The organism is Phenylobacterium sp. T106 (genome assembly GCF_057219735.1).
The window spans coordinates 75,609-96,761 of record NZ_JBXVWA010000011.1; the positions used below are offsets into that span (position 1 = coordinate 75,609).

Annotated in this window: 16 protein-coding genes; all 16 read right to left on the reverse strand. The window is 73.7% G+C overall.

The features are described 5' to 3' along the window. Genes AC2D8W_RS20010 through AC2D8W_RS20085 form a run of 16 tightly spaced genes read right to left on the reverse strand, consistent with a single transcriptional unit; the run spans position 1 to position 21,149 of the window. Complete coding sequence (locus AC2D8W_RS20010; protein WP_484673012.1) at positions 1-2,169, reverse strand: hypothetical protein; 2,169 nt, start codon at positions 2,167-2,169, stop codon at positions 1-3. Between the two features lie 2 nt (positions 2,170-2,171). Beyond that, positions 2,172-4,943: a baseplate J/gp47 family protein gene (locus tag AC2D8W_RS20015; RefSeq protein ID WP_484673013.1), complete on the reverse strand. Its 2,772-nt coding sequence runs from the start codon at positions 4,941-4,943 to the stop codon at positions 2,172-2,174. Then, positions 4,940-7,468, reverse strand: a complete 2,529-nt coding sequence (locus tag AC2D8W_RS20020) for a putative baseplate assembly protein (RefSeq protein WP_484673014.1) — start codon at positions 7,466-7,468, stop codon at positions 4,940-4,942. Before AC2D8W_RS20020 ends, AC2D8W_RS20015 begins: the two co-directional genes overlap by 4 nt. Next, positions 7,465-7,827, reverse strand: a complete 363-nt coding sequence (locus AC2D8W_RS20025) for a GPW/gp25 family protein (protein WP_484673015.1) — start codon at positions 7,825-7,827, stop codon at positions 7,465-7,467. Before AC2D8W_RS20025 ends, AC2D8W_RS20020 begins: the two co-directional genes overlap by 4 nt. Positions 7,828-7,832: 5 nt before the next feature. Continuing rightward, positions 7,833-8,153, reverse strand: a complete 321-nt coding sequence (locus AC2D8W_RS20030; RefSeq protein ID WP_484673016.1) for a hypothetical protein — start codon at positions 8,151-8,153, stop codon at positions 7,833-7,835. Positions 8,154-8,166: 13 nt separating this feature from the next. Beyond that, on the reverse strand, positions 8,167-8,682 hold the full coding sequence (locus AC2D8W_RS20035; protein WP_484673017.1) for a phage baseplate assembly protein V: 516 nt from the start codon (positions 8,680-8,682) through the stop codon (positions 8,167-8,169). Next, a complete protein-coding gene (locus AC2D8W_RS20040) occupies positions 8,679-9,806 on the reverse strand; it encodes a hypothetical protein (protein ID WP_484673018.1) in 1,128 nt (375 codons plus the stop codon). Before AC2D8W_RS20040 ends, AC2D8W_RS20035 begins: the two co-directional genes overlap by 4 nt. Beyond that, complete coding sequence (locus AC2D8W_RS20045) at positions 9,803-10,165, reverse strand: hypothetical protein (RefSeq protein ID WP_484673019.1); 363 nt, start codon at positions 10,163-10,165, stop codon at positions 9,803-9,805. Before AC2D8W_RS20045 ends, AC2D8W_RS20040 begins: the two co-directional genes overlap by 4 nt. Further along, positions 10,162-10,818, reverse strand: coding sequence for a hypothetical protein (locus tag AC2D8W_RS20050; protein ID WP_484673020.1), 657 nt, complete (start codon positions 10,816-10,818; stop codon positions 10,162-10,164). Before AC2D8W_RS20050 ends, AC2D8W_RS20045 begins: the two co-directional genes overlap by 4 nt. Then, positions 10,815-14,351, reverse strand: coding sequence for an eCIS core domain-containing protein (locus AC2D8W_RS20055; protein WP_484673021.1), 3,537 nt, complete (start codon positions 14,349-14,351; stop codon positions 10,815-10,817). Before AC2D8W_RS20055 ends, AC2D8W_RS20050 begins: the two co-directional genes overlap by 4 nt. Beyond that, positions 14,348-16,240, reverse strand: coding sequence for an eCIS core domain-containing protein (locus AC2D8W_RS20060; protein ID WP_484673022.1), 1,893 nt, complete (start codon positions 16,238-16,240; stop codon positions 14,348-14,350). The genes AC2D8W_RS20055 and AC2D8W_RS20060 overlap by 4 nt, the downstream gene beginning before the upstream one ends. Further along, positions 16,237-16,485 (reverse strand): hypothetical protein, encoded by a 249-nt coding sequence (locus AC2D8W_RS20065; RefSeq protein ID WP_484673023.1) that lies wholly within the window; start codon positions 16,483-16,485, stop codon positions 16,237-16,239. Before AC2D8W_RS20065 ends, AC2D8W_RS20060 begins: the two co-directional genes overlap by 4 nt. After that, positions 16,482-18,359 carry an ATP-binding protein gene (locus AC2D8W_RS20070; RefSeq protein WP_484673024.1) on the reverse strand — a complete coding sequence of 626 codons (1,878 nt, stop codon included), beginning with the start codon at positions 18,357-18,359 and terminating at the stop codon, positions 16,482-16,484. Before AC2D8W_RS20070 ends, AC2D8W_RS20065 begins: the two co-directional genes overlap by 4 nt. After that, entirely contained in the window at positions 18,356-19,693 is a 1,338-nt protein-coding gene (locus AC2D8W_RS20075) for a Pvc16 family protein (protein WP_484673025.1), read from the reverse strand. Before AC2D8W_RS20075 ends, AC2D8W_RS20070 begins: the two co-directional genes overlap by 4 nt. After that, complete coding sequence (locus AC2D8W_RS20080; RefSeq protein WP_484673026.1) at positions 19,690-20,421, reverse strand: hypothetical protein; 732 nt, start codon at positions 20,419-20,421, stop codon at positions 19,690-19,692. Before AC2D8W_RS20080 ends, AC2D8W_RS20075 begins: the two co-directional genes overlap by 4 nt. Next, on the reverse strand, positions 20,418-21,149 hold the full coding sequence (locus AC2D8W_RS20085; protein WP_484673027.1) for a hypothetical protein: 732 nt from the start codon (positions 21,147-21,149) through the stop codon (positions 20,418-20,420). Before AC2D8W_RS20085 ends, AC2D8W_RS20080 begins: the two co-directional genes overlap by 4 nt. Positions 21,150-21,153 lie beyond the last annotated feature (4 nt).

Here is a 21,153-nt window from a genome sequence, read left to right on the forward strand (position 1 = left end):
TCAGGTCTCGAAGAACGCCCCCGCCTCGAGGGAGAAGCGCAGGTACTCCTCCAGGCGGATGCGAAGGTTGGACTCGCGCTGCGGCGCGTAGACGAGGTGGAACCCGCCCATCTCGGACTCGTCGTCCGCGCCGGTGCGGATCTCGGCCGGGACGCCGGCGCGGAGCCGGGCGTAGGCGGGTCGTCCGTAGCGGCGCGACGTGAAGCTGGGGACTACGCGCCGCGCTTCCCGCTGGCTGATCGCGGCCCGCTGCGCGGCCGTAACGGGAGACCCCTGGCTCTGTTCGCGCGCCGCCACGCCCTGGTCGATGGCCAGCTGCGGCTGGCAGCGGAAGCGCCGGGGCGTGAGCGAGCCCTGCGGCACGTACGAGAAGCGCATGCAGCCCTGCTGGCGGCGCTGCGCGCGGACGGCCGGCGGATCGCCCGCGGCGGCGCGCGCCGCCAGCAGGCTGTTGGACACCAGGTCGAAGCGTGTCGCGGCCACCTGGCCGAAGACGGTGACCTGCAGCAGCGTCAGCGCCCCGCCGTAGCCGCCGCCGGGCGCGCCGTAGGCGGGCAGGCCGGGGCTGTCCAGCGGCTCGGCCGCCGCCGCGTCCACGAGGCTGTCCTCGATGTGGGCGGTGGCGTCGGGATGGACCTGCAGCGCGCCCGTGATGCAGGCCGACAGCGTGAGCTCGACCCCCGCGAGCCCGACCGTCAGCGACGCGGCGCCGGGCTGCACGGGATCGCCGGCCGCGTCCAGCGCGCGTCCGGGGACCAGGGTGCAGTGGCGCAGGGTCAGGGCGCGGAGGGCGTTGCCGGCGCCGTCCGGGACCACCACGCCGCCGACCGAGATCAACAGGCCGTTCAGGGTGACGGCGGCGTCGGCCTCGCCGCGCACCTCCAGGTCGGCCGGCAGGGCGAGGTGCGGGAAGCACTCGTCGGCGGCGCGGAGCTCGATCGCGGCGCCCGGCCCGGCCGAGATGACCAGCGCCTCCTCGTAGCGGCCGTTGTCGACGATCTCGACGATCCCGCCCGTGGCCGGAAGCGCGTCGAGCGCCGACTGCAGCGTCGGGTGGTCGGCGCTGGGCGTCCGCAGCAGCGGGTGGGCGGCGTCCGGCGTCGAGAACGTCTCGGCGCGGCCGTACTCGCCGCCGCCGATCTCGGCGCTGAAGCCCTGGTGGAAGGAGACGCTGAGCTCGCCCGTCCGGTCCGGCGGCAGCGCGACGCGGCCCAGCACGGGGTCGATGGCGATGCGGTCGCCGGGATTGGCCGGCACATGACGCCAGCCGCCGGCGTCGTCCGACAGGTCGCACGCCTCCACCTCGCCGGCGGGCACGAGCACGCCGTCCAGGAAGAGGGCGAGGCTCTGCAGGTCGCCCAGGCCGTCGGTGTCCGGGCCGTAGATCTGCGCGGGCCCCGGGCCGCCGTCTTCGGCCAGCAGGTCGGCGTGCAGCACGCGGCGGCTGATCGGGCCCGGAACGTTGAGCGACCCGGCCTTCTGGGTGATGCGGTCCTCGGCCCGCGGGGAGGTGAAGAGCGGCAGCGGCGCGCCCAGCGGGCTGAACAGGCGCCGGCGGTCGTCGAGGCGCGTGGCCGGCGCGGGGATCCGCCGGCCCCGCGCCTGGGCCTGCAGCCGCCAGAGGTGGACGCCCACGTTCGGCAGGCTCCAGCGGCCGTCGGCGCGCTCGATGGAGCGGACGTCGACCGTGCGGGTGAAGGGGTCGAACGCCGTGCCCAGCGCCTCCAGCCCCCGCCAGTCCCGCAGGTCCGGCGCGAAGTGATGGGTGGGGCGTATGTGGTTCATCCGCTGGGTGGTGGCGCACAGCAGGAAGTACTCGACCACGTGCGCGGGCCAGCCGGTCACGTCGCGGGCCAGCTGCTCCAGCACCGAGGCGGTCCCCAGGCGGCGGCGGTAGCCGATGGTGTTGGCGACCTCGGCCCGAGGGCTCGCGATGGCCGCGGTGCGGCCGTGCAGCGGCCGGTAGCCGATCAGGCCGCCGATGTAGGCCGCGACCCAGTCGGCGCAGGTCTCGATGAACTGGTCGTCGTAGAGCTGCTCGATGTTCTCCTCGATGACCGCTGCCTGCTCGGCGATCACGCCGATCAGCTCGCGCAGCGGATGACCCTCCTCGGCGTCGCGGATCCGGTAGATCGCGGGCAGGAGCGGATACAGGGTCTCGACGGACATCCTCATGACATCACCTGCAGGTCCAGCGGGCCGGGATCGAGCGTGAGGATCTCGGCGGCCAGAAGCTGCCCGCCGGGGGTGAGCTGCGCCGGCTGGGCCAGCAGCCGGTCGTGCAGGATGGGCAGCGCGCTGGGCGGCGTCGTGCGGTGCAGGCGGTCGATGTCGACGGCCGCCACGCCCGGGACTCCGTGGACGACCGCCGCCACCTCGCTCGATGCGACCAGGCGCGCGAACCCGCGCCGGTCGAAGCTGTAGCGGTCGCGAAGCGCCGCCTCGACGCCGGCCAGGACCTTGTCGGGCAGGTGGTCCTCGGCGACCAGCACCTTGAGGGCGGCCCTGAACGTCGCCGCCCGGTACGAGGCCACGGTGACGCGGACGAAGGGGTCGCCGAAGGTGCGGAGCGCCCGCACGAGGTTGTCGAACAGATCCCCCGTCGAGGCGTCGATCGCCGCGCCGCCCGGCCCCGCCACCGACACCAGGATGCGCCGTGACTCCCCGTCCCAGGCCCAGTCGGCCTTCGCCTTGGACACGCCGGCGAAGCCGCGGGCGAAGTCCTCGTAGTTGCGCAGCGACACCACGCGCCCCAGCGTCAGCGTGGTGATCGGCGCGTTCTCGCGGGCGCCGGCCTCGGTCTCGGGGTCCTCGCCGCCGGCGGCATCCAGCGGATTGAACACCTCGCGCAGGCCCAGCGGCCGGTCGAGGGCGGTGGTCAGGGCGCCGGCCTTCACCGAGCCGGCGCGGCCGATCCCCTTGCGATAGGTCGCGACGATGTTGTTGCGCCCGGACCGGGGACGGGCGCCGGCGAGCCCGTCGCCGAACTGCACGGTGACGGCGCCGTCGGCGGCCGTGCGCGTCTCGTACACGCGGGCCTGGCCGGGCTGGCCGTAGAGGGTCGCGGCCTCGGACCACAGCACGTCGTTCACCCTCAGCTCCAGCGACGAGGCCACGCCGCTCTCGGTGGGCGCCGAGACGTGGGTGAGCGGCGCCTGCTTCAGCGTGAAGGCCTGGAAGGGCCGTCCCGCGTCGCCATCGCCCAGGATCTCCTGCGTCGTCTCCCCGTGGGTGGCGGGCGCCACGTTGGCGTGGATCCGGGTGGTCGCGCGGTCGTAGGCGCGCGCCAGCGGGTCGGCCAGGTTCAGCTGCGAGTGGGTGGCGTCGGCCGCCGACACCGTGGCGACCACGGCGGTCTCGGCGGCGATCTCGGCCTCCGCCGCGGCCTCGACGAAGCGGAAGCCGGAGAGCGGCGCCGTCACCAGGCCCTCGAAGCCGCCGGGCGCGCGCAGGCGCCATTCGTACTGTGTCGAGCCGGGGCCGAGCCGGCGGGGCGCCGCCAGGAGGGTGACGCGCTCCCGCGCGGCCAGGGCGCGGGTCTCGCCGCCGGCCTCGAGGACCAGTCCCGGACCGGTGGCGAGCGCCTGGGCCAGGCGGCCGCGGACCACGACGGCGCGGGCGGGCGGCAGGTCGTCGGCCTGCCCGGCCAGTTCCAGGACGTCCCCCATCACCGGGTCGAGGATCGGCGCCTCGGCGAAGGCCAGCTCCTCTGTCCGGCCATAGGCCGACACCCGGCGATAGGCGTCCTCGAAGCGGCTGAGGTTCTCGTCGGTGTCGAGGGTGAGACGGGTCGCGCGCGCGCTGATCGCATAGGCGGCGACGCCGTCGTCGACGGCCTGCGCGATGCGGTAGAGCTCGGTGTAGCTGGGGCGGGTGAGGGCCACGAGCGTCCCCGGAACCCAGCCGTCCTGCACGCCGTCCAGCACCAGGGTGCGGCCGTTGATCGCGAACGGCCAGTCGTCGCCGTCCGCGAGGCGGTAGAGGGCGCGGGTGGCCCGCGCGAGCAGGTTCGGATGCGGCGCGTTCCAGCCGAACAGCGACGCCCGGGCGCGGAAGGCGAAGATGCGGTGGCCGCGCTGGGCGGCGAGGGCGGGCGGGTCGACCGAGCCCAGCGGATGGGTGAAGGCGATCCAGGTGCGGTCGGCGCCCGGGTCGGGCTCCACGGCGGTCAGCCGGCGGAAGTCCCAGCGCTCGGCCCCGCTGTCCTCCTCCAGCCGCTCGGCGCCGACGATCACGATGGCGTCGCCGACCTTCAGGTTGGCGCCGACCCCCGCCAGCCAGCACCCTGCGTCGCCGTTCCGGGGCGCGGTGAAGCGGGTCTGGCGCGGAACCAGCGCGTTCCAGGCGACGCGCGCGGCGATGGCGGCCGTGGTCTCGAAGGTCTGCGCCGTCTCGCCTGGGCCGGGGATGCTCTGGACGCGGCTGCGGGCGGGGATCTCCACCTCGACCGGCGGCGCGGTGGGGCTCGGGATGCGCCCACGGGCGGCGTTTCCCGCCTGGCCGGGCGGATCGTCGAGCAGGAAGACGAGGTCTGTGCCCGCGGCGACGCCGGGCCGCAGGCGATAGCCGATGAGCCGCCCGAGCTCCACGAACGAGAGGCGATCCGCGGCGGTGCCCAGGAACGCCTCGTTGGCGTTGCGTTCCTGGTAGAAGCTGAGCACGTCCAGGACGCAGGACCAGGCGTCGATCAGGGCGATGGAGAAGTCGTCGGTCTCGCGGCTGTGCAGCCGCCGCAGCGCCACGTTCTCCGCGGCCGAGAGCGACGAGAGCTGGCTGGCGCGGAAGTCGGCCCAGCGGCCGGCGCGGTAGGAGATCTGCGCCAGCCCCGGGCGGTTTTCGATGCCGGCGGGCGTGGCCGTGTCGACGCCTTCGCAGCACCCGCAGGGATCCTCCTCGACGACGCCGCGGTCGGTCAGTCCGGCGATCAGCGGGCCCAGGCTCATCGGCCGCCTCCCATCCGGATCTCGAGCTGCCCGTGTTCCGGGAAGCTGCGGTCGTTGGCGAGGCGGGCGATCTCCAGGCGGCCGATCGGCAGCACGCCCGAGGCGAGCGGCGCGGGGTCGGGAACGCCCTGGCGGCGGAACGTGAGCGGGGTCACGCTCTCGACGCCCTCGACGGCCTGGGCGCGCGCGATGATCGCCGACAGGTGGACGTCCTGGTCGAAGGTCAGGTTGTCCGGGTGGAAGAAGCCCAGCCCGCCGTCGGGCAAGGCGCCCGACCCCAGCGCCCGCAGAACGTCCTGCTTCACGTCGGCGCGGAAGAACGCGGCCTTGGCGCAGACCAGCAGCTTGATCTCGAGCGAGACATAGGCCGGCTCGTCGATCTCCAGGTCGTAGCCGGCCATCCGGAACGGCTCGAGGAAGGCGATCAGCTCCTCCTCGAACTCGGCGGTGACCGGCCGCCCCCCGAAGCGGTCGACGGTGACGAAGACGGTGTGGCCGTGTCCGTTCCAGCGGAAGGTCGCCGCGGCCCGCTGGACACCCGGGTGCCGAAGCGCGATGGCGGCGTAGTCCGCCGGCGTGACCGCCCGTTCCTGGACGCGGAAGGCCTGGGGCGCGGCGACCCGGACCTGCTCCACGCTTTCCGGCGCCCGGCCGCCGCGCGCCGCCAGGGGGTTGCGCACGCCCAGGACCTGTCCCAGCCCGGTGACCACATGGGCGATGGAGTCGGCGCCGACGTTGCCGGCGGGGCCGTTGCCGACGCGCAGCCTCGCCTGGAACGCCGTGCCCGCGGCGGGGCGCTTGCCCTGCCGGTCGTCGCCGAAGCGCAGGCGCGCCCGCCCGTCGGCTTCGACCTCCACGACGAAGTGCGCCTGGGTGGCGTCGCTGTTCAGCAGGTCGCCGCGCGCGATCCAGCGCTCGCCGCCGCCGCCGGGGAGGGCGCTGTCGAGCGAGATCTGCGGACGCGCCTCGGCGAGCGGCGGGACCAGGACCCGCGAGGCGGCCGCCAGCGGGTCGGGCGGATCGGCCGCCTGGGTGATCGGCCCCACAGGGACGACCGGCGCGAACCGGGGCGGGACGGCCGTTCGCTCAGCCGGGACGCAGCGTCCGGCGCGGGCGGCCAGGTGAAGATGCGGCTCGGGCACGGCGCCCAGGGCCAGGCCCTCGCGCGTGAGGCCGTGGTCGGCCAGCACGATGTTGCCCAGCACGCGGCTCACGGGTCCCACCACCTGCCCCCCGAAGTCACGGCCGGTGCGCGATGTGAGACAGACGGCGAAGGGCAGGGCGTCCTCCGCCGCCCAGCGGATCTCGGTGATCGGCGTCGGCGGATCGGTGATCGGATCCTCGAGGCCCGCGGCCACCTGCACCAGCCGCACCGCGCACCGCTTCTCCGGGTCGGCGTCGGCCGCGCGGCCCGTGTGCGGGCCCAGGATCTCCTCGAACACGAGCACGTCCCCTGGCGCGAGGTCCGGAAAGTCGCCGGCCAGGGTGGCGCGCGTGGCGCCCTTCGCCAGGCAGCACTCCCCTTCGCCCCAGTCATGGAAGAAGATCTCGTTGTGCGCAGCGAAGAGGCGCTTGTCCTCCAGCGGTTCGAACACCAGCGGCCGCTGCAGCAGCAGGCGCTCGAACAGCGGGTCGGCGGACGGCGGCGGAATCAGTGGCGGCGCGCCGGAGAGCCGGGTGAGGAACCGGGTCTCGCCGCGCTCGAGCAGCACATCGTCGGCGTCGACGCGCACCTGCACGAACGCGCGCGCGTTGGCGCCGTCGTGCATCGCATAGTCGACGAGCCGCGCATGCCGGCGGACCGACACGCGGCGGCGCGCTGTGCCCAGGTAGGCCTCGGTGGCCACCGCGTCCTGGGCGTACGACAGGCGGTCGCCCACGTAGGCCAGCACCTCCACCAGCGCCACGCCCAGGTCGGCCGCGCTGCGCTCGCGCCACTGCGGCAGGGTATGGGCCATGCGGTCCAGCATCAGCCGCCGGAAGCTGCGGTAGTCCTTGGCCAGGTAGTCGATCACCGGCGCCTCGACCTGCGGCGCGGCGCACGTCCCGTCCGGCGCGCAGTCGAAGTCGCTGGGGCATTCGACCTTGAACGAGAAGTCGACGCGCGCCAGCAGCGGGTCGGTGTCGGCGGGCGGCGCGATGGCGGCCGCCCCGGCCACCAGGTGCAGGGTGTAGGTCGAGAAGTCGCCGCTGGCGCTGGTGCGCAGCGCGATCACCTGGTCCGGCGCCGGCAGCGCCATCAGGTAGGCGCGCTCCGCGGCGGTGGTGACGGCGGGATCGGGCGCGTCGGCGCGCGTCGCCCATTCGATCCCGACGTCGCCGATCCGCTCCCCGCCGGTGATCTCGAAGTTCTCGCGCGCCAGCGCCGGAGCGCTCTTCACGAAGCGGACGAGCAGGGTGCGCTGGCGGGGCGACGCCAGGGGAACGGCCTCGAGGTCGAGCACCTCCAGGAAATCGATGCCGTTGAGCGTGGCGTGGGCGCGGACGGCCCGGCGGCGGCGCTCGTCGCAGCAGTGGTAGATCATGCGCCCACCTCGCGCTCGAAGGTGGCCGTTCCCGCCTTGCCGGTCGCCAGCACGACGTAGTCGATCTGGATCGCGAGGGTGGAGTCGAACGCCTCGGCCCTCACGCCCGAGACGGTCAGGCGATCGGCGAGCCACTGCTGCAGCGCGCCGCGGATCAGGAACTCGGCCGTCGCCGCGATCTCCGGCGAGTTGGCGGCGAACACCATCTGCATGACGCCCGAGCCGAAGTCGGGCCGGTTCACCCGCTCGCCCGCCTGGGTGAAGAGCAGCTGCTCGATCAGGTCGCGGACGTGGTCGTCGGGGTCGGTCTCGGCCGTCCGCTCGCGCGCATCGAAGTGGAAGGGGAAGTCGAGCTGCATGGCGGTCAGGTCCCCACCACGCGCGGCTGGACGACGGCGTTGATCGTAGGCGTGCCGGTGGGCGCGCAGACCGCCATGCTGTCCTGCAGCAGCACCGGCGCGCCGCCGGCCATCACGCGGGTGGCGGCGGTCACGAACTGCGCCGTGACGCAGGGGCCGTTGCCGCCCGGCGGAACGAAGGTGCAGCCGGCGACCACATAGGGGCTGGCGATCGTCACCACGGGCTGGCCGGACACCAGGACCCGCGGGAACGGCGACGTCGGCGTCGCCATCCCGGCATGCGAGCACAGCACGGTCGCCCCGAGGTGCATCACCGGTCCTGGCATGGCCGCGCCTCCCTCAGATGACGCTCAGGGCGCCGTTGTTGATGGTCACGGCGGGGCCGACCATGACGATCGAGGCGCCCTTGCCGTTCTGGATGTAGATGCCGGTGTCGTTGACGATCAGCGTGGCGCCAGTCGTGCTCTTGATGACGATGCCGCCCAGGGGGCCGGGCACGTCGTTGACGCTCACCCCGTTCTGCAGCGGCGTCTGGATCGTGATGCCCGGGATCACCGGCGGGACGGTGAGCGCCAGCGCCGGCACCTCGGCCGCCGAGCCGTAGAAGCAGCCGGTCCAGATGGGATAGTCCGGGTCGCCCTTCTCGAACTCGATCCAGACGCCCGAGCCGACGATGGGCACCGTGTAGACGCCGGTCTGGATCCCCGCGACCGGCAGGCAGGGCATGCACCAGCTGGTCAGGGCGATGCTGGAGACGTCCGGCACGATGGCCTGGATCCGCCCCATCATCATGGGGTCCAGGTTGTTGACCACGGTGCCGCGGTACTTGCCCCAGAATTTCGTGGAGGAGGTCATAAGGCCACGCTCTCGGCTGTGGGGAGCAGGCCGCTGCGGCTGAGCGAGAAGTCCTGCTTGAAGCCGCCCCGGTCGATGTTGCTGGTCACCCGCTCGACGAAGTGGACGCCGTCGAACGCGTAGCCGGCGCCGCGAACGCCCACCGTGCCGCCGGCCTTGAGCAGGCGGCCGTAGCGCAGCACGTCGAGCGAGCCCGAGCCCTGGACGGCCTGCGAGTGCCTCGCGGCGTGGGCGAAGCCGCGCACCAGGGCCCCGATCGGCGAGAGCTGGGCGGTGTCCTTCAGCAGCGTGATCTTCGGCGGCAGCGGCGGGACGAGCCCGAGCGGCGGCTGGAACGGGATCCGGCCCGGGATGGGGATCGGGATCGGCGCCTTGGTGAGCTGGTTCTGGATGAAGACGACCGGAAGCTCGGTCCCGTCCTTGTCGAACCGGAAGCTCAGGTTCTCGCAGTTGTCGGCGTGGCCGGAGTCCACGGTCAGGGCGGGCTGCGGCGCGCCCAGGCTGATCTGCGGACCCCAGTAGGCGAAGGAGGTCCCGGGCGCGGGGCCGGGCTCCATCTTGAAGATGTAGCCGGCCTCCTCCGCCAGCGCCTTCACGTACTCCAGGTCCGAGCCGGCGTGGCGCGGAATGCGGTCGGTGGGGATCGGCGGCTCGTCCAGCGACGGGATGACCTTCGGGATCACGCCCAGGAAGGCGTACTTGGCCAGGATCAGGGCCACGCGGGCCACGGGCGGCATGGCCGGATAGGGGAAGCCGTCGAACGGCAGGACGTCCATCGCGGCCGACAGGTCCTTGCCCTGGACCACCAGGGTGGCCTGCTGGCCGCCGGAGCCCGGGGAGATCTGGGTCTGGGTGGCGACGCCGTCGATCAGCGTCTCGGAACGGCCCGACAGGGTGGCGACCAGCAGCACGCGGAAGAGCGGAACGGCGCCGCCGCCGGACAGCATGAACAGGCTGATCAGGGGCGAGTTCTTCTCGATCCTGAAGCTGAGCTCGAAGCCGCTCTGGGCGTCGCCCGCCTCGGCCGTGACCTTCACGCCCTGCAGCGCGTCCAGCACGCCGCGCGGCGCCGGCAGCGGCACGCCCGGCCCCATCATCAGCGAGAGGTTGAGGCCCTTGATCACGAGCCCTCCTTCGGCGCGGGGACGTCGATGGGCAGGGTGACGCGCAGCCGCGTGTCTTCGGCCTCCAGCTCCTGCGGCCAGACGGCGCCGTTGACGTCGCAGAGCGCCCAGAACTGCTCGGGATCGCCGATCAGCCGGGCGGCCGCCTGGTCCAGCCGCTCGCCGGACGCCAGCCGGTGCACGGACAGGGTCGCGAACCGGGCGGGGTCGGGGCAGAAGCGCCGCGCGAGGAAGGCGATCTGCGCGCCGTCGGGCCCGGTCAGCGTCAGGACCGGCGTCCCATGGTAGCGGCTCTCGGGGGGGAAGTCGGTCCTGGGCAGGGCGCCCGCGCCGAACAGGGCTTCCAGCAGGTTGCTCATGGCAGGCTCCCGACGCCGAAGGAGGCGAGCGTGGCGGACGGCGCGCGCTGGGCGAGCTGCTCCTTCGCCGCCAGGTAGGCCATGAAGAGGCCGCCCCCGCGGTGCGCGAAGCCCAGGTCGTCCACCGAAAGCGAGCGCAGGCTCAGGCTGACGCGCGCGATGATCGGGTTCAGGTTCGGGTCGAACTGCTCCTCGGTGATCGATACCTGGGTGACCCGCACGGGCACGATCCGGTGGCGGCTCCAGATGAACAGCGCCAGCGGCGTCTCCAGGGGCGCGATCTCCAGCGTGCCGGCGGCGGCCAGCGAGTCCTGCCGGCGAAGCTGCGCGCTGGTCGGATAGACCAGCGTCTCCATCGCCGCGATCTGCGGGAACAGTCCGGCCGTGGCGGCCGCCGGGTTGGACTCCGGGAACTGCAGCTGGTCGGTGGCGTCGAGCACGGCCTCCAGCGTGAAGGTCTCGACGGCCGGCCCCTTGATCCGCAGCGCCTGGCTGCGATCGGCCTCGTCCCCCATGGCCTGCAGCTGCAGGCTGCGGGTCAGGTTCTCGGCGTTGTACTGCAGGCTGATGATCCGCACGATCGCGCCCGACTCCGGGTCGATCAGCACCAGGCCCGCCTTCACCAGCCTGGGGGACCGGGAGAAGCCGCTCACTTGGCATCCTCCGTCGGCTTGGTCGTGGCCGCGGGTGCGGCGTAGTAGGTTCCCGGCACGAGCTTGGTGACCGGCGCCACGAACTGCGGAACCCCCGCCACCTTGTGCGGCATGCGCACGGTCTTCGACAGCCGGTACCGGGCGCGCCGCTTGGCCACCCCCTTGATCGTCGCCTCTTCGAAGGACTCGACCGTGGCCGGAACGTCGGGCACCCGGGCCACCACCTTGCCGTCGACCTTGCCCACCATCGTGATGGTGACGCTCTGGCCGATCGCATGGCTGGGGTTCGCGTCGATGGCGCGATAGGTCGATCTCGCCACCGGCGAACCCTCGGGCGGCGCGTCGGTCTTGGCCTGGTCGTAGGGCGTGACGACCACGGGGCTTCCGCCGCCCGCGCCCTGGCCGTCGCCGTCGCCCGAGCCCTGGCCCGGCCCTTGGCCGCCGCCGCTCCCGCCGCCGCCGAGACCGCTCAGCTGCGCGATCGTCGCGTCGATGTCGACCACGCCGGCGGGCTTGCCGGCCTTCAGGTTGGCGATGGCGTCCTTCAGCTCTTCCTTGGTGACCTCGCCGTTCTCGACCTTCTCGAGCAGGCCGCCGAGGATCCTGACGTCCGCGATGGTCATCTCGCGGTTGTCCTTTAGGCCGGCCGCCTCGAGCAGCCGGATCATCTCCAGGATCTTCGCCTTGCCGTACCGGTCGAGGAGCTTGTTCATCTCCCGCTGCGCAGGCGTGATCGTCTTCTCGTCGCAATCCAGGTCGGCGGCGTTGACGTTGGTGCTCACCTTCGGTGCGGCGAAGGCCTTGTCGAGCACGCCCTCGCTCACCGGCAGCACGCTCGCGATCTTGCGGACCTGCTCGAGGATCAGGCCTGCGATCTTGCCCGGCAGGCTCGTGAAGATGTCGAACTTCGACAGCATCGGCTTGATGAAGTTCAGCGTGAACCAGCAGCTGGAGATGACGCGCGCCGCCAGGTCCTCGACCACGGCCTGCACCAGCAGCTTCAGGCAGCCCAGGCCGGGCGGCGTCAGGCAGTTGACGATGCGCAGGCCCCAGCGGACCGCGTTCACCAGCTTCATGATGTCGCTGATGCTCTTCTGGACGTCCGAGAACGTCTCGAAGATGTCCTCGTAGGGCTTCAGCAGCGCCTTGGCGTCTTCCACCTGGGCGTTCACCCGCGCCTCGATGTCGGCGACCACCGTCTCGAAGTCGGCCTGCGCCTCCTGCATCTGGGCGAGACGCTCTTCGCCGATCAGGTCCTCGATGATCACCCCGCCGGCCTTCTTCAGGCCGCGGACCAGCTCGTCGGTGACGCGGTGCAGCAGGACCTTGAAGAAGGTCACCGCCACCTTGAAGACGCCCTGGACGATCGCCTTGCCGATCGAGCCGCCCGAGCTCGGATCCTTGGCGCTGAAGGCGCCCTTGGCCCGGTCGAACCGCGCCTTACCCTTGTCGTAGAGGTCGGCGATCTTGACGAAGACGACGCCCAGCACCGAGCGCAGCCTTCCGATCGGCTGTCCCCAGCGGGCCCAGAACTGCAGGCGCTTCAGGGACCCGCCGCCGGCGCTGGCGAAGGTGGGCGCCATCTCGTTGATCTGCTGCGGCGCCTCGTCGGCGGGTATCCGTTCGCGCAGGTCCTTGAGGCCCTCGTAGACGCGCAGCGCCTGGATGTCCTCGCTCTCCTTGGACCCGACGGGCAGCTGGGGTTTCAGGCCCACCGCATCGGCGCCCAGCAGGGGCGTGGCGACCTTGTCCTGCCAGTCCTTGAACTCGCCGGGCCAGGTGTCCTTGTCGAACGCCTCCTTGCGCATGATGCGCGGCGGGGCCGGTCGCGGAGGCGGGCCGGGCAGCGGCTTCTTGGCGGCGGTGGGTGTCGCCACGGGCGGCGACTTGACCTTGTTGACCAGCGCGTTGAGCCGGGTGAGCGCCGCGACGATCTCGGGCGACTTCGCGCGGGACTTGATCTTCGCGGGGATCTTCTCGGGGATCCAGTCGTAGTGCCAGACACCCTCTTCCTTGCTCTGGTAGACGGCCAGGTGGCCGCGGAAGTCGTTGAGCGTCGGATCCGACTTGCGTCCGTTGTAGAGCCGCAAGGGCGCCTTGGTGACGTCGCGCGACTTGGGCTTGCGGCCCTTCGGCGTCTTCAGCGTCTTGATCTTGCCCGTGCCGGGCGACCACTGCCCGCCCTCGGGCCGCACCTGTTTCGGGTTGGCCTTGGCCCAGGCGTTGAGCTGGGACACCGTCGAGGCGAGGCCCTTCTCGTAGTAGCCGATCTGGATCTTGGCGCTCCAGTCGGTCTCGAGCGACGGCGGCGGCTTCAGGTCGCCCAGCAGGATGTTCTTGGGCGCCCGGTCATCCAGCTTGCAGACCTTGATCGGGGGCTCGCCGGCCGGGTTGGAGTCGCCGTCGCACGAGGTCTCCTTCTCGCGCAGGCCCCGGGGCGCGCCCTGGCCCAGGTGGTCGAACTTCGACCCGCCCTTCAGCAGGGTGGGATTGAGATCCGGCCGACGGCTCTTCATCCGGGCGTCGAAGAAGGACGGCAGGTAGGCGGGCTCGCCGTCCAGCATGATCACGGCGGGCGTCGTGCCGTTCTTGCGGGGCGATCCGCCCGCATCGGCGTCGATATAGAAGTCGGCGCGGCCGGCCTTGTCCCCCAGCCCGAGGCTGGTCGCGCCCGGGATCTTCACCTCGGTGAACAGGTGTTTGTTCTCGGCGCCGAACTCGCCAAGGATCTGGGCGTGCAGCTGCTCCCCGTCGGGCAGGTGCTCGGGCACGAAGCTGTCGTTCACCGCCCGCTGGACCTGCGGCTCCGCGGCGGCCGGCGCCGGGGCCGTCGCCACGCCGGACGGCAGGGACCGCACGGCCGTGCGCGACTGCTGGATCGTATGCGTCAGCTCGTGGGCGATCAGATGGCGCCCGCGCCGCGACGCAGGGTCGTAGTAGCCCGCGCCGAAGTAGACGTCGCGGCCCAGGGTGAAGGCCTCGGCGTGGATCGAGCGCGCCAGCTCCGCGGCCCGCGCGCCGCGGTGGACCCGCACGTCCCCCAGGTCCACGCCCAGGCGGGTCTCCATGTCGGCGCGCACGCCGTCGTCGAGCGGGCGGCCGCAGCCCTGCTCGGCGTCCAGGCCGCTCTGGAATTCCGGCGACAGTTCCGGCGGTCCGGCTCCCTGCGTCCGGCGCGTCTGGACAAGGTCGTCCTCCAGGCCGCCTTCCTCCTCCGCCGGCTGGCGCTGGATCCTGCGGTGGACCGCCGGGCCCGCCGCGCCGAGGTCTTCGCCCAGCCGCCCCGGGCCGGGCATGGCGACCACCGCGTCCGCCACGCGGTCGGCTTCCTGCTCGTAGACGTCGCCCGGCGCGCTGATCGCCAGCTTCGGCTGCAGGTTCGCGGCGCCGAAGCGGTCCTCGCTCTCGCAGCTCTCGCACTTGCCGGTCAGGCCCGCGGCGGCGCCGCACGACGCGCACGACCGCTGCAGGAGGCTGGGCGCGGGCGTGAAGCCCGCCGGCGCGGCCTGGCGGAGGGAGAGGGCGCCGCTCATGGCTTGGCGCCTCCAGCGGCGGCGGGCGGCGTGGTCTTGGGCAGGGTCCGGACGAAGAAGGCGTGGACGTTCGGCCGGATCGCCTTGAGCAGCGCCTCGTCCAGCACATAGATCGAGAAGCTCTCGGCGTAGGCCTCCATCAGGTCGGTGTCGCCGTAGGCGGTGACGGCGCCCTTCAGCGTGGCGACGTGCGGCTTGTTCTCGTCCTTCGGCGGCTTGTCCGGATTGGCCTCGTTGAACGCCTTGGCCGCGGCGTTGTCGGCGTCGGTCTTGCGGTTGGCCTTGCGCGCGTCCTTGACCGCGGAGACCCCGTCGGCCGCGAGCGCCTTGCCGAAGTCGGTCAGCAGCTGCTCGGAGTCCTTCGCCTCGCCCAGTTCGTCGCCCGCGATCGACTTGGCGGTCTTCATGGCGGCGTCCTGCGCGGCGATCTCCTTGTCGGCCGCCGCGATGGCGTCCTTCAGCCGCTTCTCCTCGGCGAGCTGCGCCTCGCTCTTCTGGTCGCTCAGGCCGGCGAGCGGGTCGTTCACGTCGATCTTCGGATGCTTCAGGTCGCGCTCCAGCTTCGCCTTCTGGTCGCGGGCCTTGTCGCGGGCGAGCTGGGCGGCGAACAGCGGGCGCAGGTCGATCGCGTGGCCCAGCTCGTGCACCAGGCTGTAGGCCGAGGTCTCCGCCGTCCCCACCCGGCGCGGTGTGGCGTCGTAGAGGTCGCTCCACACCTCGACCGTGTCCTTCAGGGAATCGTAGTGGGCCGCCTCGCCGTCCGGACCCTTGCCCGAGCCGGCGTAGTGGAAGGTCACGCCGTTGACCTTGGCCTGGATCGGGCCCGGCATCAGGCCGATGGCGTCGACGATCAGCTTGGCGCGGTCGTTCGAGAACCCCGCGCCGATCTCGACCTTGATCGAGCCGACGGTCTGGGAGCCCGTGAACACGGGCGCCTGCGCCTGGCCCCCCGGCGCGGCGGCGCTCGGCGGCGGCTGAGCGGCGGGACCGGTCCCCGCCGCGGCGCCCTGCGGCTGGGCGGCCGGCGCCGGCGCCAGCACGGCTGTGCGCTCGACCAGGATCTTGTTCGTCTTCGCGGCCGCGTCCGCATAGTGCGTGAAGCGGAACACCCCGTGCTCGCCGCCCTGGCTGCGCAGGTCGATGGCGATGTCCAGGATGGTTCCGACGGGCATCACGGTCGGCAACGCCTCCAGTTCGGCGGCGACCCCCTTGAACCCCTTCTGCATCCGGGCGTCCGAGATCTCGGCGCCGTACTCCACGTCGGCGCCGGGCGTCCGGCTCGTCCCCTTGGCCGGGTCGAAGTAGTCGCTGACCCAGGTGTCGATGGCCGCCTGCAGCGGCGTGTTCCGCGACACGGTCAGCGTCCTGCGCGTCGCCTCGGGCACATCGGTCAGCGTCTTGCGGCGAACCCGGGCGGGGCCTGGCTGCAGCGTGTGCGTGACCTCGTGCGCCAGCAGGCGCAGGCCGCGGTCCGTCGACGGCGCGTACTCGCCGGCGCCGAACCAGATGTCCGAGCCCAGCGTGAAGGCCCGGGCCCCCAGGCCGCTCGCCGCCTCTTCCGCGGCGGGGCCGGTATGCACGCGCACGTCCGAGAGGCTGCGGCCGAAGCGCGGCTCCAGGAAGCTGCGCGCCGGTCCGGCGAGCGGCGAGATGGTCCCGCCCAGGTCCATGGGGCGGGGCGAGGGTCGGGCCGCCGTCCCCGTGGCCTTGCGCGCGGCGCCCGGCGGCCGCGGCGCGAACGGCGTCACGTTGGCGGCGGGCGAGGTCATCACCGCGTCGGCGATGCGGTCGGCCTCGCGCTCGTGCGCGTCTGTCGGCGTGCTGACGTCCAGCCCGCGCGTGGGCTCGAGCGGCCACGGCCGCCGGGCGCGGGCGACGGCGCGCCTCATGAGCCGCCTCCCGTGAGCCGCGAGGCGATCCGCGCGCCCAGGGCGGCGCCGTCCGCGGGCCGGTCGATCCGGCCCCCTTCCACCGAGCGCGACGAGGCGAGGTCGTCGAGGCCGCCCTCCGCCGCCGACGACCGCAGCGCCCTGGCCAGGCTCTCGATCAGCTGGCGCTCGAAGGCGGCGCGGTCGCGCGGGGCCGCGCCGTCCAGCACGACCCTGTCGATGTGCAGGCGGATCCGGCGGCTCATCCCAGGCCTCCGAATTCCGCCGTCGTGATCGGCTTCTCCAGCTTCGCGTACTCGCGCCGCGCCGCGGCTGCGAGGTGCACGGCGCTGACCTCCTCGCCCGCTTCGGCGGCCAGGAACGCGGCGTTGATCGCGATGGTCCGGATCGTGCCGCCCGCCACCGCCAGCCGCGCCATCCGCGCGGGGTCCTCGGCCAGCGGCGTGCCGGCGGGGAAGATCCGCCGCCAGATCGCGGCGCGCATGGCCACGTCCGGGAACGGGAAGTCCACGACGAACCGCAGGCGGCGCATGAACGCGCTGTCGAGCGAGCTCTTCAGGTTGGTCGTCAGGATGGCCAGGCCCCGATAGGCCTCCATCCGCTGCAGCAGGTAGCTGACCTCGACATTGGCGTAGCGGTCGTGGCTGTCCTTCACCTCCGAGCGCTTGCCGAAAAGGGCGTCGGCCTCGTCGAACAGCAGGATCGCGCCGCTCTGCTCGGCCGCCTCGAAGATGCGGCGCAGGTTCTTCTCTGTCTCGCCGATGTACTTCGACACGATCTGGCTGAGGTCGATGCGATAGAGGTCGAGCCGCAGCTCGTTGGCCAGCACCTCGGCGGCCATGGTCTTGCCCGTGCCGCTGGGCCCGGCGAACAGCGCCGTCACCCCCAGGCCCCGCGCGCTCTTGTCGGCCCAGCCCCAGGCGCGATGGACCTGGTGCGCGCGCCGCACATGGACGGCGATGTCGCGCAGCTGCGCCAGCCGGTCGGCCGGCGCCACCAGGTCGTCCCACCCCACCGTGGACTCGATGCGGGCGGCCAGGTCGTCGAGCCGCCGGCGGGCCTGTCCCCGGGCGCCGTTCCACAGGCGGTCGAACAGCGCGTCCGGCGCGGCGCCGACCGCCTGCTCGGCCACGGTGCGCAGGTCGGCCCCGGACAGCGTGAACTGCTCGGCGAGCTGCTCCAGGCCGTCGCCGAGGCCCTCGGCGCGCCGCCCGAGCGCCCGGCGCCAGAGTTCGCGGCGTTCCTCGATCGTTGCGGCGGGCATGTCGGCGCGCAGCCGGTGCGGCCGCCGCAAGGTCAGCGGGTCGCGTCCGGCCACGATGGTGGGCCCCATCAGCAGGTCGACCAGCGCCGCGGCGGCCCGGTCCTCGTCCTCGGAGCCCTCGCCCTCCACCAGCAGCGCGCCGTCCGAAAGCGCCAGTTCGCGGTCGCAGAGCCGGGCCAGCGCCAGCCGCTCGAAGGCGCTGCGCGGAATGTCGGCGCGGTCGATCCGGAAGAGCTGCAGCGACTGGCGCGCGCAAAGGGCGCTGGCGACGCCTCGCCGGCCGTCGGCGTCGGGCCCGCAGAGCTGCAGAACGGGCCAGGCCCCCGCGGCGGCGGGGGTCCAGGCCGGGGCCAGCCGCTCGACCAGGGCCGCTTCGCCCTCCGAGAGCGGCTGCACCTGCGGCGCGCGCTCCACCAGGCCGTCCAGGCGCGGGTCCAGGTAGTCGACGCCCAGCAGGTGGTTGAGGATCCGCTCGTCGATCTTCAGCACGCGCTCGTTGAGCGACCCGCCGCCGTCCAGCTCCACCAGCCGCCAGCGGCGCAGGGCCGACTGCGGGCACAGCGCGGCGATCGCGGCCTCGCCGGCGAGCTCGCGGGCCAGCGCCACCGTCGGGCGGCGGCCGTGCAGCCGTTCGGGCGAGAGGTCCTGCGCCACGGCCAGCAGCAACGCGACGGTGTCGACGGGGCCCAGGTCGAACGTCTCGGCCAGGCTGTCCAGCCGGGCAGGCGGGCTGAGGTCGCCCGCAGGCGGCGGCGCGGCCGCCGCGCCGCCGATCGCCGCGCCCAGCGCGGCCAGCGCCGAGTCCAGGCGCTCGCGGTTGGCGGCAGGCCAGTCGTGAAGGGGCGCGTGATTCATGGCGGCGCCACCACCTGGGTGGGGTCGAACCGCGGCGGCCGCGACGACGGGTCCACCACCAGGCTGTCCACCCCCGCGACGCGCAGGCGGACGGGGAGGGGGACGCCGCTCGCCAGGCCCGGGAACACCGCCTCGACCTGGTCGGCGTCGGCGCCCAGCGGCGGCAGCGGCTGCTCGGCCTGTCCGGCCAGGATGGCGACCGACTGCGCCCGGCGGATCCGCGGCTCGCAGCCGACCGTGATGCGCACCCCGCCGGGATCGGCGGCGGCGGCGGGCGCCGCGCGCGGGGCCAGCGTCGCCGGCAGGCGGTTGGTGACGCGCTCGTCGTCGCCCCGCCGCAGGGCCACGTCCACGAGATAGGCGCCGATCCGCCAGGCGCCCGGGTCGACGCCCTGGCCGGCGCGGGCGTCGTTCGCGTCCAGCGGCGGGCCCAGCGGCAGCGCGACCGCCAGCCGCGTGGGCGACGGCGCGGCCTGGGGCGCGAGCTCGATGGCGCGGCCCGATTCCACCTCGGTGAAGCGAACCCGCGCGTCGCCGTGGTCGAGATGATGGCCGTGCAGCACCAGGACGTCGCCCAGGCGCATGGCGGGCCGATCGCCCGGCGGCGCGATGCGGGTGAGCACCGGCGAGGCGGGCGTCAGGTCGGGCTGGACGAAGACGCCGGCGTCGCGGCCGGTCGCCGGGTCGAAGGGGCCCCGCGACAGCACCGGCAGCGGCGTCCGCTTCGGCTGGTCGCGCTCGATCAGCACCACCGAGACCATGTAGCCCACCGTGGTGCGGTAGTGCGTCTGCATGGCCGTCCAGAGCTTGGACATGTCGTCCAGCGACAGGGTCTGCGGGGTGATCCGGATCAGCTCGAGCTGGTCGGCCAGGCGCGCAGGATCCGTGTTCTGGAACGCCGGCGGCAGGATCGCGCCGTTCACGCCCCCCTGCAGCGCCGCGCGCACCATGTCCCGCGGCAGGACCGCGGTCTCGTGGAACATCTCCAGCGCGTAGCCCAGCAGGATCTCGGCCTGCAGCGGCTGGGTGGCGTAGGCGGTGAGCAGGTAGTGCAGGTCCAGCGCCAGGCGCGGGCGCATCACCGTCTGTCCGCGGCCGTCGCGCGTGGGCAGGTCCGAATTGGCCAGCGCGCTGTTCGGCGTCACGCGGTGCAGGAACAGGTTGAGCTGGCTGGGCTGGTTCTCGCCCATCTGGTCCAGCACCCGGTCGGGCGGCAGGGCGCTCACGACCACGTCCGAGCCGACGTCGCCGCTGACGTCGCCGTTGACCATGGCGTCGTTCAGCAGGTCCATGAGGAGCCGCGTGACGGACGCGATGGCCAGGGCGTTGCTCACCGGCGCCGCCCCTTCGCGAGGTAGTCCTCCAGCGACATGAGCCGGCCCCCGCCGCGTGCGGCCGGCGGGGCGCGGCGGGGCTCGGGCGGGCCCCGCACCTCGATGCGGCCGATGGAGATGTGCAGGTCGGGCTCGGAGCGCCCGTCCGCGGGACCGGCCGCGGGCGCGGCCGCGGGCGCGCGCGGCGGCGGGCCGCCCCGGGCGGGCAGGAGCGGGCGGTAGGCCGGGGTGGTCGGCGCAGCTTCGCCGAAACCGGGAGGCGACGTCGGCGGAGCCTCCGGGCGGCGGGGTTCCGACCACGCGTCCGCCGGCGAGGCGGTCGGCGCGGCGGTCGCGGCGAGCGCCTCGGTCGACGCCGTGCGGGAAGGCTCGCCGGCGCGCTCGGCGGCGTCGCGGCCCCTCGCGGCGGTCCGTCCGGCCGGCCGGGCCGGGCCGGCGTCGGCCTCCGGCGCCTCACGTCGCGCCCCGGCGTCACGGGCGAGGACGGGACGAGGGTCGATCGGGGCGGGGCGGGACGCCGGCGTCTCGGTCCGGCCCGCCGGGGCGTCCAGGCCCAGGACGGGGATGGTCACCGCCAGCGGAGACGTCGTGGGCGAGGGGACCGCGCCCGCACCCGCCGCGTCGGGCGCCTCGGCGGCCGCGGACGCCTCGAACAGCCCGCCCAGCCGGGGCCGCACGGCGCTGGGCGCGCCCAGGGCCTTCAGGGCAAGGCGCGCCAGCACGCTCATGCGACGCCTGCCAGCTCGAGGTAGGCGCGGCGGCGCGCGGCCGGCATGGCCAGCAGCGACTCCTCGGACCAGCCGAAGCGGGCGGCCAGCGCGGCCACCTCGCCCAGCAGGCGGTGCGCGTCGGCCGTCACCTCGGCGAACACGTGCTGTCCGACGTCCAGGCTGCTGGTCCAGGCGGCGCCGCAGTCCGCGCAGGCCAGGTCCAGTGCGATCTCCTGCTCGGCCTCGCGGACGGCGACGCGGGCCTCGACCCACGGCCACAGGGCGTCGGGCAGCCGGTCGGCCGCCTGTCCGGCGGGATCCGTGGCGAAGGTCACCGCGCAGGCGGCCAGCCGCGCCTGCGCCCGCTCGGGCGAGCCTTCCGCGGACGCCGCCGCCAGGTCGGCGCTGGTCAGGGCCCGCAGCCCGACCCGCCAGCCTTCGGCCTCCACCTCCTCGTCGGCGGGCGGCGGGCCGAGTCCGTCCAGCACCTCGCCCACCGACAGCTCGAACTCCTGCGCCGCCCCGCAGCGGGGGCAGCTCACGAGGCAGGGCAGGGCGTCGCCGAACGTCGCCCGCCGGTGCGCAAGCAGGCGGCGGTCGCGTTCGCCCAGGGGGAGGGCGGCGAGGGCGTCCGCCGAGCCGGGCTCGGCCACGCGGAGCAGCAGGAGCGCCTGGTCGACGGGGTGCAGCCTGGCGCCCTGTTCCCGCGCCTCGAGCCTCGCCAGCGGGGAGAGAGGCTGGGCCATGGCG